The organism is Pantoea allii (assembly GCF_002307475.1).
GTDB classification, from domain to species: domain Bacteria; phylum Pseudomonadota; class Gammaproteobacteria; order Enterobacterales; family Enterobacteriaceae; genus Pantoea; species Pantoea allii.
Genome location: NZ_NTMH01000040.1, coordinates 724,452 through 736,809, shown reverse-complemented (window position 1 = coordinate 736,809; position 12,358 = coordinate 724,452). Strand labels below are relative to the sequence as shown.

The following is a 12,358-nucleotide window of genomic DNA, read 5'->3' as shown; positions in this document are numbered from 1 at the left end:
CGCGTGTGACGGCGTCAATCAGCCCACACTGTGCTCAAGGCTGATGGCTAACAGTTTTTGTGCTTCCACTGCAAATTCCAGCGGCAGCTCAGAGAATACGTCTTTACAGAAACCGTTCACGATCATTGAGATAGCATCTTCTTCACTGATGCCACGTTGCAGACAGTAGAACATCTGATCTTCGCCGATACGTGAGGTGGTCGCTTCGTGCTCCAGCTGGGCGGTATTGTTACGGGTTTCAACATACGGGAAGGTATGTGCACCGCAATCCGGGCCAATCAGCATGGAATCACACTGGGTAAAGTTACGTGCGTTGGTTGCCGTGGGCATGATTTTCACCAGGCCACGGTAGGTGTTCTGGCTTTTCCCGGCTGAGATACCTTTAGAGATGATGGTCGACCTGGTGTTTTTGCCGATGTGGATCATCTTGGTACCGGTGTCCGCCTGCTGGCGGCCGCTGGTCAGTGCCACCGAGTAAAATTCGCCCACCGAGTTATCGCCACGCAGAATACAGCTTGGGTATTTCCAGGTAATGGCCGAGCCGGTTTCCGACTGGGTCCATGACATTTTACTGTAGTCACCTTCGCAAAGCGCGCGCTTGGTCACGAAGTTGAGAATACCGCCCTCGCCTTCGCCACCCGGGAACCAGTTCTGAACGGTGGAATATTTTACTTCCGCGTTCTTATGAATAATGACCTCGACCACCGCCGCATGAAGCTGGTAAGTATCACGCACGGGCGCAGAGCAGCCTTCGATATAACTGACGTAGCTGTCTTCATCTGCAATCAGAATCGTACGTTCAAACTGACCAGTTTTCGCGGCATTGATACGGAAATAGGTCGACAGCTCCATCGGGCAACGCACCCCTTTCGGGATGTAGACGAAGGTACCGTCAGACGCCACGGCAGAGTTCAGTGCAGCAAAGAAGTTGTCGTTGGGTGGCACCACGGTACCCAGATACTTTTTCACCAGTTCGGGATGATCGTGGATGGCTTCGCCAAACGAACAGAAGATAATCCCCTGCTCTGCCAGCTTGCCACGATAGGTGGTCGACACGGAGACGGAGTCAAAAATGGCGTCAACCGCCACTTCTTTGCCTTCACGTACCGGAACGCCTAACTGATTAAACGCGTTCTCAACTTCCTGCGTCAGATAATCACTGGCAGGTGCGCTACCGGATGCCTGAGTCGCGCCGGGTTCGGACGCGCAGGTGTCATCGCAGTTTCCGCACGATGGCGCGGAATAGTAGCTGTAATCCTGATAATCAAGCTTTTCGTAATGGGCTTTCAGCCAGTGTGGCTCTTCCATTTCCAGCCAGGCACGAAAGGCTTTAAGACGAAACTCCAGCATCCACTCTGGCTCGTTACGCTTAGCCGAAATTGCCCGCACCACATCTTCATTGATGCCGTTGGCAAATTCTTCGGTTTGCAATTGGGTAAAGAAGCCCTCTTTGTAATTGAGCTTACCTTCCCACATTTGTACATCGTCAGATGTTTCGCTGTGTCGTGACATATTTCACTTACTCGACGCCAAAGCTTTCACCGCACCCGCAGGCGTGCTGAGCTTTAGGGTTATTGAATTTAAAAATCTGATTCAGGCCTTCGCGGACATAGTCCACTTCGGTGCCATCGATAAATGGCATTGCCTGAAGCGGCACAAACAGCGTTGCGCCGTAGTAGGAAAACTGCAGATCATCATCTTCTGGCTGCTTCACCAGATCCATCACATAACCAAAACCGGCACAGCCGGATTGTTTAATTGCTAAACGCAGGCCCTTGACTTCTGGGTTTTCTGCGGCCAGATTTAGAATTTGTTTCGCTGCGGTTTCAGTCAGCGTTAACCCTTTCCACACATAATCGTCGGGTGAGAAAGAGTCTGCATTCACGGATGACATGTTGATACCTCTTGAGTCCGGACCTTTTCAGGCTATCCCCCTATGGTAGTGATCTGACAAATCACTTCAACCTCTTGTTTTGCAGGGATAATCATAAGGTGCTGTTTTTGACAGCGCATTTATTAAGCATAGTCGTTTCAGGCAGGCTTGCAGTGGCAAGCGCTGGACGAAATACGGTGCTGTAACCTGTTAATAATTCGTGAATTTTTAAATAACCACTTTAGGATAACGCCCTTATTGATAGGTTACGCCTTTCTGGCTTGTAAACAGATTGTTATTTCCGATTATACCGACAGGTGAGATAAATCGAAAAAAATTTCTTCCCGGGTGATTGCAATCCCGTCATGGATGAATATGATAATCATTATCATTCAATATTGAGGCGCGTTATGTCGTTATCCGTTTCCGCCTGGCTTCAGCATAAACTTGATGAATACCGATTTTCGGTACGCGATCTCACCGTCGATTTCTACCTGGCTCAGGCCAAACTTAACCGGGCTGAATGTACCCTTCAGCAACTGCGTCAGTTTAATGATACCTGCCTGGATATGGCAGAGATCTGCCAGCTAAATGGCGATGACCAGAGTTATCTGCATGCGATGGGCAAACTTCACCACCGACTGGTGGACGAAATGCAAAACCCCGACCGCGATCGCCTGTTTCGTCTTCAGGCTTACCAACTGGCAAGGCTGTCTCTGACTCAGCTTTGCCACCAGCTTGCCCGCTGCGGTGAATGGGAACAGGCCACCCTGTTGCAGCGTGAATTTGTCCGTCACGCAGGCTGGATATTCTAATCCAACCTGCGATCGGCGTCGCCTACCCGTTTTACACTAATTCAAGCAGTGCCTGAAGCGGATGACGCATCCCGTTGCCCTCTACCCGTTTGACCTGACTGCGGCAGGAAAAACCGGTTGCCAGACAGCGTTGACGCGGGAGTTTTTGCAACTGTGGATGCCATGACAGCGCATAAATCCCCAGCGAATTCTCCAGATTCTGGCTTTCGTGACCATAGGTGCCTGCCATTCCGCAGCAACCCACGTTAATGTTTTCGAGCTTTGCGCCGAAGCGCGAGAAAATCGCCTGCCACTGACCGGGCGTTGCCGGAAGGGCCGTGACCTCCGTGCAGTGGGCAAACAGATACCATGATTCCCCGCCGGTGACCTGTACCTCACGTTCCTGCAGCGCATTCTGCAGCCACTCATGCACCAGCAACACAGTAAAGTCACCGCGGGCCTCGCCCAGCGTCTGACGATACTCATCGCGGTAACACAGCACCGTTGCCGGATCGATCCCCACCATCGGCATCCCCAGCTTTGCCACGCGATTCAGGAAATCGGCAGTTTTACTGGCCGTGCGGGCAAAGCGTTGTAAAAAGCCTTTCACGTGCTGCGCTTTGCCGTTAGGCGTGAACGGCAGCAGAACCGGCTGATAACCCAGTTTTTCAATCAGCGTAATAAAATCGTGCACCAGCCTGGCTTCATAGAAGCTGGTGAAGGGGTCCTGCACCACCAGCACTTTTTTGGCTCGCTGTGTGTCACTGAGCGCTTCAAGCTGCTCCAGCGTCATATTCATGGCCGGGTGCCCGCTCAACTGCTGCTTGAGCGTCGGCGATGACAGTAACGGCAAGTCGACCATGCCGATGTGCGTTTTACTGAAGGAAGAGGCCCAGGGCTGCTTCAGAAAAAAGTTAAACACGCCCGGCGCTTTTGCCATGAGTGGCGCATAGCTTTCGACCGCTGCGACCAGGTGGTCGCTGATCGGGCGCAGATAGCGCGTATGGTAGAGCTGTAAAAAGCGGGAACGAAAATCCGGGACGTCAATCTTAATCGGGCACTGGGTGGAACAGGCTTTACAGGCCAGGCAACCTGACATCGCCTCCTTCACCTCATGTGAAAAGTCATATTCCCCTTTATTCGCATACCAGGTATTGCGCATTCTGCTTATCAGCGCGCGGAGCGACAGAGTATTTTCCGGCAGCTTTTTCTCCAGCATCAGCGGATCAACCCCCTGCTCCGCCAGTAAACGCAGCCATTCCCGCGTTAAGGTCGCGCGCCCTTTGGGCGAGTGAATGCGGTTACGGGTGATTTTCATGGAGGGGCACATCGGGCTGCGGGCATCAAAATTAAAGCATAGCCCGTTGCCATTACACTCCAGCGCGCCACGCCAGGTTTCACGCACCTGAAGGGGAATCTGGCGATCGTAGCTGCCACGCTTGGTCGCATCGACCTGCATCATTGCCGCATCGCTGTCGAACGGTGTACAAATCTTGCCGGGATTAAGTCGGTTATCGGGATCGAAGGCGGCTTTAATGCGGCGCAGCTCATTAAACAGCGTTTCACCAAAAAACGCCGGGCTGTACTGTGCGCGGAAGCCCTTGCCATGTTCGCCCCAAAGCAGGCCACCATAGCGTGCGGTTAAGGCAACTACCTCATCGGAAATTTGCTTCATCATCATTTCCTGATGAGGATCGCACATATCCAGTGCCGGGCGGACGTGAAGCACGCCGGCATCCACATGACCAAACATGCCATAACTCAGGCCATGGCTGTCCAGAAGCGCACGGAACTCGACGATATAATCGGCAAGATGTTCAGGTGGAACGGCCGTGTCTTCAACAAACGGGATCGGCTTGGCACGCCCTTTGGCATTGCCAAGTAAGCCCACGGCTTTTTTACGCATGTTGTAGATGCGCTCGATCCCATCAAGATCGTCACAGAGCTGGTAGCCGATAACGCCGCCCTGCTGCGCTGCCATTAAGGTATCCAGACGGGCACAAAGCTGCGTCATTTGCCGATCGATCTGCTGGGCATCATCTCCGGCAAACTCCACAATATTCAGCCCCAGCATCTCTTTATCCGGAATATCCGTAATCAGCTCGCGAACGGAATGCCAGACAATGTCTTCCCGCGCCAGATTCAGGACTTTGGAGTCAACCGTTTCTACCGACAGCGCCTGGGCTTCTACCATCAGCGGCGCGTTACGTAGCGCGGAATCGAAAGCGTCATACTTGATATTGACGATGCGCCGCACCTTGGGCAGAGGCGTAATATCCAGACGGGCTTCAGTGATAAACGCCAGCGTCCCTTCCGCGCCACATAACAGCCGCGTCAGGTCAAAGGTCTGCATATCATCGCTAAACACATGGCGCAGATCGTAACCGGTCAGGAAACGGTTAAGTTTGGGAAACTTTTCCAGAATCAGTTCGCGATGTTCACGGCAACGACTCAGTACCTGCTGATAAATCCGGCCTTCGGGGGTTGGCGTTTGCGCCAGATGCTCTGCCAGCGCGGTGGGTACCGGCCGGGTATCCAGAATATCCCCGCCGAGCAGCACGGCCCGCAGGCCCAAAACATGGTCAGAGGTTTTGCCGTAGACCAGCGAACCCTGCCCGGATGCATCGGTGTTAATCATCCCGCCGAGCGTGGCTCGGTTACTGGTCGATAACTCTGGCGAAAAGAAGAAGCCAAAAGGTTTCAGGTAAGCATTAAGCTGGTCTTTTACCACGCCGGCTTCAACGCGTACCCATCCCTGTTCGGTATTGATCTCCAGGATGCGGTTCATGTAGCGCGACATGTCGACAATAATGCCCTGATTCAGCGACTGGCCGTTGGTGCCGGTGCCACCGCCGCGCGGGGTAAAGACCAGGCCTGAAAAGGGCGCTTCACCCGCAAGCCGTGCTATCAGGGCAACGTCTGCCGTGGAACGCGGGAAAAGCACCGCATCGGGCAGAAGCTGATAGATGCTGTTGTCGGTGGAAAGCGAAAGTCTGTCGGCGTAACTGGTGGCGGTATCGCCAGTGAAACCCTGCGCTTTGAGGGTTTCAAGAAATGTCAGCACCCGCTGGATAAGACCTGGTGCCTGAGAAATCTGTGGGATCATTATTATGTGACCAAAGATGTTGGGTAGGTTTGCGTCTGTATCTTGCTTTACGCCTCAGTTTTATCACATTTCCAACGGCGCTGTCGTTTTTTCAGGGGAAGCTGAAACCATTTCTTTACAAGCCTGTATAAACACCATGAAATGGCTCATGATTATGGGGCACCGTTATCCCCTGAGTTGACGGATTCCAATGAGGTAATGCCTAAGATGAAAAGCCTGGAACGGCAGATAGATCTTCCCCAGATGTTATTCACGTTGATGTTCATTTTACTCTTAATCGCCGCCTGTTTATGGGTGGTTCAGCCGTTCATATTGGGTTTTGCCTGGGCAAGCATGGTGGTCATCGCCACCTGGCCACTGATGCTGAAAATTCAGCGGCTGCTCTGGGGACAGCGCTTTCTGGCGGTGATTGTTATGACCATTCTGCTGCTGCTGTTGTTTATTATTCCGGTTGCCCTGCTGGTTAACAGCCTGATCGATAACAGCGCACCGGTTATCGCCTGGGCGACCCAGGGACATATGTTGCCAACCCTGAGCTGGCTTAACGATATTCCCATGGTGGGCGAGAAGCTGTATGCCAGTTACCAAAAACTGGTGGCGGGCGGCGGCGCGGCCATCATGGCAAAACTGCAGCCCTATGTGGGCCGCACCACCGGCTTCTTTGTTGCGCAGGCCGGACACTTTGGCCGCTTTATGATTCATCTGGCCGTGATGCTGCTGTTCAGCGTGCTGCTGTACTGGCGCGGTGAGCAAGCGGCGCTGGGTATCCGTCATTTTGCCTGGCGCATGGCGGGCAGACGGGGTGATGCCGCGGTTTTGCTGGCCGGACAGGCCGTACGCGCCGTCGCGCTCGGCGTGGTCGTTACCGCGCTGGTACAGGGCGTTCTGGGCGGCATCGGGCTGGCAGTTTCTGGCATCCCCTATGCCACCCTGCTGACCGTGTTGATGATTCTCTGTTGCCTGGTGCAAATCGGTCCTCTGCTGGTGCTGGTTCCCGCCATTATTTATCTCTACTGGAGTGGAGATACCACCTGGGGCACGGTACTGCTGATCTGGAGTTGCGTGGTCGGTACGCTGGATAACATTCTGCGTCCGGTGCTGATTCGTATGGGCGCGGATCTCCCCCTGATTTTGATTCTGTCCGGCGTCATCGGGGGATTAATCGCCTTCGGTATGATTGGTCTGTTTATTGGACCGGTTGTGCTGGCCGTTTCTTATCGACTGGTCTCCGTCTGGATGCATGAAGTGCCTGCCCCGAGCGCCGATCCCCTGCGGGTCGCAAAGGAATCACCGGAAGAACAGCCCTGATTCTTGATTTTATATGATTAGTAGTCGTTAAGTTGGCTGGCTGATTAAGATATCGCCAGCCATTTTTTCATTAGCGGATTTTAAGATAAAACGCATATTTCACGTCTCTGGCCCATTCCTCACGCTAAAATGATTACTTTCTAAACATAATAACGGTCCGAAACGCTCTAGCCAGTCGTCAAAATATTATTTCTTTTAAACTAATAAGAGGATTCTTAAAGACGCCAGCGAGCCGTGTGAATAACATATTTCCTATGTTGGAAATCAACTTACTGGTTTCTAAACACCCTAATTTCCCCTGAGTAGCGTAAAGAATTGCTGTGTGTAGTCTTTGCCCATCCCCTGTGATGGGCTTTTTTTTGCCTGTCGAAAAGTGAAACCAAAAAGGCCAGCATTCGCTGGCCTTCAGGCAGTAATCTTACTAATAACCTCAGGCGGTTTTGTTCAGGGCCGCCAGGCTTAACCAGGTTTCAACAACGGTATCCGGATTCAATGACAGGCTGTCAATGCCCTGCTCCATTAACCAGGCAGCAAAATCCTGATGGTCGGAAGGTCCCTGACCACATATCCCAACGTATTTCCCCTGTTTTTTCGCCGCCTGAATCGCCATGGACAGCAACGCTTTTACCGCCTCATTCCGTTCATCAAACAAAGCTGAGACGACCCCGGAATCGCGATCCAGCCCCAGCGCCAGCTGAGTCATGTCATTAGATCCAATGGAGAAACCGTCAAAGTGTTGTAAGAACTGCTCGGCCAACAGCGCATTCGACGGTATTTCACACATCATAATGACCTTAAGCCCGTTCTCTCCGCGCTTCAGCCCCTGGCGACCTAACTCCTCCACCACCGCCTGAGCCTGATCGACCGTACGTACAAACGGCACCATGATCTCGACGTTGGTCAGTCCCATCTCGTTTCGTACCCGCTTCACCGCTTCGCACTCCAGCGCAAAACAGTCACGGAAGCTTTCGGACACGTAACGGCCCGCGCCACGGAATCCCAGCATCGGGTTCTCTTCTTCCGGTTCGTAACGTTCCCCACCCACCAGATTGGCGTATTCATTAGTTTTAAAATCCGACAGGCGCACAATCACCCGTTTTGGTGCGAAAGCCGCGCCCAGCGTCGCGATCCCTTCGGTCAGACGCGCAATGTAGAACTCAACCGGATCGTCGAAGCCTTTCATCAACTGACGAATTTGCTTCTGCAACTCGGGGGTTTGCTGATCAAACTCCAGTAACGCTTTGGGGTGCACGCCAATCATGCGGTTGATGATAAATTCCAGACGCGCCAGCCCGACACCTTCGTTCGGCAGGCAGGCGAAATCAAAGGCGCGATCCGGGTTACCCACGTTCATCATGATCTTAAGCGGCAAATCCGGCATGGTATCGACCTGCGAACTGGTGACATCGAAGTCGAGCAGTTCGTCATAGACATAGCCAGTATCGCCTTCTGCACAGGAAACGGTGACGTTGTGGCCTTCTTTGAGGCGCTCTGTGGCATCGCCGCATCCCACCACCGCTGGAATACCCAGCTCACGCGCGATAATCGCAGCATGACAGGTACGGCCGCCGCGATTGGTCACAATGGCTGAGGCCTTTTTCATGATCGGTTCCCAGTCGGGATCGGTCATATCCGTCACCAGCACGTCGCCTTTTTCAATGCGGTTCATCTCGCTGATATCATGAATGACCTTAACCGGACCAGCACCAATACGGTGACCGATAGCGCGGCCCTCAATCACCACATTACCCTGCCCTTGCAGGCTGTAACGCTCCATCACCTGACCATTGGAACGCACAGTTTCAGGGCGCGCCTGGACGATAAACAGCTTGCCGGTATGGCCGTCTTTAGCCCACTCGATATCCATCGGCCGTTTGTAGTGTTGCTCAATCAGCACCGCCTGATGGGCCAGCGCCTCAACTTCGGCATCGCTCAGACAGAAACGGTCGCGCTCGGCTTCCGCAACGTCTTCGATGCGCACCTGCTCGCCATGTTCCCGTGAGTCGGCGTAAACCATCCGCACTTTTTTCGAGCCCATGTTGCGACGCACGATGGCAGGACGTTTCGCGGCCAGCGTCGGCTTGTGCACATAAAACTCGTCCGGATTCACCGCTCCCTGCACCACCATTTCGCCCAGGCCCAGCGCGGCGGTAATAAACACCACCTGATCAAAGCCTGATTCCGTATCAATGGTGAACATCACACCGGATGAGGCCAGGTCAGACCGCACCATGCGCTGAATCCCCGCCGACAGCGCCACGCCACGATGATCGTAGCCCTGATGGACGCGGTAAGAGATGGCACGGTCATTAAACAGCGAGGCATAAACGTGTTTGACCGCTACCATGACTGACTCAATGCCCTGCACGTTCAGGAAGGTTTCCTGCTGTCCGGCGAAGGACGCATCAGGCATATCTTCAGCGGTGGCGGATGAACGCACGGCGAAGGACGCGTCTGCATCATCCGCAGACAGTTGGTCATACGCCGAAAGAATGGCGGCTTCGAGTTCAGGCTGGAATGGGGTTTCGACCACCCACTGGCGTATTTGTTTACCCGCTTTCGCCAGTTGATCAACATCATCAATATTGGTGCCATCCAGCAAAGCATAGATACGCTGGTTCAGACCGCTCTGCTCAAGAAACTGATTAAAGGCCCAGGAAGTGGTGGCAAAACCATTCGGTACTGACACACCTAAAGATGACAAATTGGTAATCATCTCACCCAGAGAGGCATTTTTGCCCCCCACCCGATCAACATCATGCATGCCAAGCTGGTTGTACCAAAGTACTAAGGGCTGTTCGCCTTTATTGGACATTGAACTGATCCTTTATTAATGAATGGGCACATGGAAAATCCTGCTATTAACACATTCAGCCTGGCATAACGTCTGACGAAACACGATCTGTTGAATCGTTAAAGCAGATTCTCTGAGGCAGTTTCAGAATTGCGCCTGGTTTTTTGCAACGTTGCGCAAGGCAATCGTTTCTCAATAAAATATTGATAATAAATCACTTATTATTTTTACCGTCGCGTATGCCGCTTTTGTTGTTGCGCAACACACGCCGCCCGTGTTTATCGCCAAAGGCTAGCAGGTGAGGAAATATGCAGGCAGGAACAGGGATAGCCTTAGGGCGAAAAGGGAAAAGCGGCTGGCACAGAATGAGAGAGCTACACTTGCGCCTGAAGGCATGGTTATATTGACTGAATCATCCAATTCTTATCACGACTTCTCTGCCCGAGGCACGACTCATGACCACTGACAGAAGCGTTTTCTATATTTCCGACGGCACAGCAATTACAGCCGAAGTGCTGGGCCACGCCGTGTTATCTCAGTTTCCGGTAAATACCACCAGCGTCACCCTGCCGTTTGTTGAAAACGTGCAGCGTGCGCAGGCCGTTAAGGCGCAAATCAATGCGCTTTACCAGCAAAGTGGCGTGCGCCCGTTGGTATTTTTTTCCATTGTGACGCCTGAAGTACGCGACATCATTGTTCAGAGTGAAGGCTTTTGTCAGGACATTGTCCAGGCGCTGGTCGCTCCACTTCAGCAGGAGCTGGGCCTGTCACCGGCACCGGTCGCGCACCGAACGCACGGGCTTGATGCCAGCAATCTGGGTAAATATGACGCCCGTATCGCGGCGATCGATTACACCCTGGCGCACGATGACGGCATCTCTCTGCGCGGCCTGGAAGATGCGCAGGTGATCCTGATTGGCGTTTCCCGCTGTGGCAAAACGCCAACCAGCCTGTATCTGGCGATGCAGTTTGGTATCCGTGCTGCTAACTATCCGTTTATCGCCGACGACATGGATAATCTGAAATTGCCCCCGGCCCTGCGTCAGCATCAACACAAACTGTTTGGCCTGACAATCGACCCGGAACGCCTGGCGGCTATCCGACAGGAACGTGCGGAAAATACCCGTTATGCTTCTCTGCGCCAGTGTCGGCTCGAAGTGGGCGAAGTCGAAGCGCTGTTTCGCACTCACCAGATTCGCTATCTCAACAGTACCAATTATTCCGTGGAAGAGATCGCCACCAAAATCCTCGACATTATGGGCCTGACGCGCCGCATGTATTAATGATCCCCAGGCGGCGGGGCTGTAACGCGCCGCTGCCGCAATTTTACCGTGCATTGTCACGTTGTGGCTTGAATTCACAGGCTAATGGTTTATTGTGACCATCATCACTTCCCGGTATTTCACCGCTGCGAAGACAAAGCTTAGAGAACAACATGAATAAAACTGACGAACTGCGCACGGCGCGCATTGGCAGCCTGATTTCCCCTGCCAGTCTGGCAGCAGAACATCCGCTTTCACCTGCCATGGCCGACAACATCACCGCCGCACGCAAACGTATTGCCCGCATCCTCACAGGCGACGATCCCCGTTTACTGGTTGTCATCGGCCCCTGCTCCCTGCATGATCCGGTCGCCGCGCTGGACTACGCTCAGCGTTTAGTTGCCCTACGTGAACGTTATCAGGATCGGCTGGAAATCGTGATGCGCACCTATTTCGAAAAACCGCGTACGGTGGTCGGCTGGAAAGGCCTGATTTCCGATCCCGACCTGGACGGCAGCTTTGATGTGAATCGCGGCATCAGTATTGCCCGCAAGCTTCTGATTGATATCAACGCGCTGGGCTTGCCGACCGCCACCGAATTCCTGGATATGGTGATCGGCCAGTTTATTGCTGACCTGATTAGCTGGGGCGCCATTGGTGCACGCACCACAGAAAGCCAGATCCACCGTGAAATGGCGTCGGCGCTCTCCTGCCCGGTCGGTTTTAAAAACGGTACGGATGGAAACGTGCGTATCGCCGTGGATGCCATTCGTGCATCCCGTGCCAGCCATATGTTTCTGTCGCCGGATAAGGAAGGCCAGATGACCATTTACCAGACCAGCGGTAACCCGCATGGCCATGTCATCTTACGAGGCGGTAAGCAGCCCAACTATCATGCCAGCGACGTAGCCGACGCCGCTGCCTGTTTAAATGAATTTGGTCTGTCGCCACAGTTGGTCATCGATTTCAGTCACGGCAACTGCCTGAAGCAACATCGCCGCCAGCGTGACGTCGCCATCGACGTCGCCGAACAGATTAAAAGCGGTTCGCGCGCGGTCGCCGGCGTGATGATTGAGAGTTTTATCGAGGAAGGCAATCAGAAAGTGGTGAGCGGTGAACCCCTGACCTACGGCCAGTCGATCACCGATCCCTGCCTGAACTGGCAAGACAGCGAAGACGTGCTCGCGCTGTTAGCGGACGCCGTTTCTCACCGTCTGTAAA

The 12,358-nt window shown here is 53.4% G+C and carries 8 protein-coding genes and 1 other RNA gene; 5 read left to right on the top strand and 4 right to left on the bottom strand.

The features are described 5' to 3' along the window. Positions 1–18: 18 nt before the first annotated feature. Entirely contained in the window at positions 19–1,512 is a 1,494-nt protein-coding gene (gene sufB, locus CMR03_RS20630) for a Fe-S cluster assembly protein SufB (protein WP_096012517.1), read from the bottom strand. Positions 1,513–1,519: 7 nt separating this feature from the next. Then, positions 1,520–1,894 carry a Fe-S cluster assembly scaffold SufA gene (gene sufA / locus CMR03_RS20625; RefSeq protein WP_063879386.1) on the bottom strand — a complete coding sequence of 125 codons (375 nt, stop codon included), beginning with the start codon at positions 1,892–1,894 and terminating at the stop codon, positions 1,520–1,522. A gap of 389 nt (positions 1,895–2,283) precedes the next feature. Between sufA and CMR03_RS20620 the strand changes: the two genes are divergently transcribed. Continuing rightward, positions 2,284–2,688, top strand: coding sequence for a hypothetical protein (locus CMR03_RS20620; protein ID WP_063879385.1), 405 nt, complete (start codon positions 2,284–2,286; stop codon positions 2,686–2,688). Between the two features lie 31 nt (positions 2,689–2,719). Here the strand turns inward: CMR03_RS20620 and ydiJ are convergent, their stop codons facing one another. Then, positions 2,720–5,773 (bottom strand): D-2-hydroxyglutarate dehydrogenase YdiJ, encoded by a 3,054-nt coding sequence (gene ydiJ, locus CMR03_RS20615; protein ID WP_096012516.1) that lies wholly within the window; start codon positions 5,771–5,773, stop codon positions 2,720–2,722. Between the two features lie 207 nt (positions 5,774–5,980). Between ydiJ and ydiK the strand changes: the two genes are divergently transcribed. Both ydiK and rprA read left to right on the top strand, forming a co-directional pair. Further along, entirely contained in the window at positions 5,981–7,081 is a 1,101-nt protein-coding gene (gene ydiK / locus CMR03_RS20610) for an AI-2E family transporter YdiK (RefSeq protein ID WP_063879384.1), read from the top strand. 254 nt (positions 7,082–7,335) lie between these two features. Beyond that, an RNA gene (rprA, locus tag CMR03_RS20605) (antisense sRNA RprA) lies at positions 7,336–7,444 on the top strand. A 67-nt stretch (positions 7,445–7,511) separates the two neighbouring features. On the opposite strand, the gene ppsA is transcribed toward rprA, so the two are convergent. After that, the gene (gene ppsA / locus CMR03_RS20600) at positions 7,512–9,896 is read right to left on the bottom strand and encodes a phosphoenolpyruvate synthase (protein ID WP_096012515.1); all 2,385 of its coding nucleotides are present in this window, start codon (positions 9,894–9,896) and stop codon (positions 7,512–7,514) included. 434 nt (positions 9,897–10,330) lie between these two features. Here ppsA and ppsR point away from each other — a divergent pair, with 434 nt between their 5' ends. Further along, positions 10,331–11,158: a posphoenolpyruvate synthetase regulatory kinase/phosphorylase PpsR gene (ppsR, locus tag CMR03_RS20595; protein WP_063879382.1), complete on the top strand. Its 828-nt coding sequence runs from the start codon at positions 10,331–10,333 to the stop codon at positions 11,156–11,158. A 152-nt stretch (positions 11,159–11,310) separates the two neighbouring features. Further along, entirely contained in the window at positions 11,311–12,357 is a 1,047-nt protein-coding gene (locus tag CMR03_RS20590) for a 3-deoxy-7-phosphoheptulonate synthase (RefSeq protein ID WP_063879381.1), read from the top strand. Position 12,358 lies beyond the last annotated feature (1 nt).

Excerpts from the sequence above, each read along its gene's own strand:
- sufB (WP_096012517.1), bottom strand. The coding sequence starts at position 1,512 with ATGTCACGACACAGCGAAACATCTGACGATGTACAAATGTGGGAAGGT.
- sufA (WP_063879386.1), bottom strand. The coding sequence starts at position 1,894 with ATGTCATCCGTGAATGCAGACTCTTTCTCACCCGACGATTATGTGTGG.
- CMR03_RS20620 (WP_063879385.1), top strand. The coding sequence starts at position 2,284 with ATGTCGTTATCCGTTTCCGCCTGGCTTCAGCATAAACTTGATGAATAC.
- ydiJ (WP_096012516.1), bottom strand. The coding sequence starts at position 5,773 with ATGATCCCACAGATTTCTCAGGCACCAGGTCTTATCCAGCGGGTGCTG.
- ydiK (WP_063879384.1), top strand. The coding sequence starts at position 5,981 with ATGAAAAGCCTGGAACGGCAGATAGATCTTCCCCAGATGTTATTCACG.
- ppsA (WP_096012515.1), bottom strand. The coding sequence starts at position 9,896 with ATGTCCAATAAAGGCGAACAGCCCTTAGTACTTTGGTACAACCAGCTT.
- ppsR (WP_063879382.1), top strand. The coding sequence starts at position 10,331 with ATGACCACTGACAGAAGCGTTTTCTATATTTCCGACGGCACAGCAATT.
- CMR03_RS20590 (WP_063879381.1), top strand. The coding sequence starts at position 11,311 with ATGAATAAAACTGACGAACTGCGCACGGCGCGCATTGGCAGCCTGATT.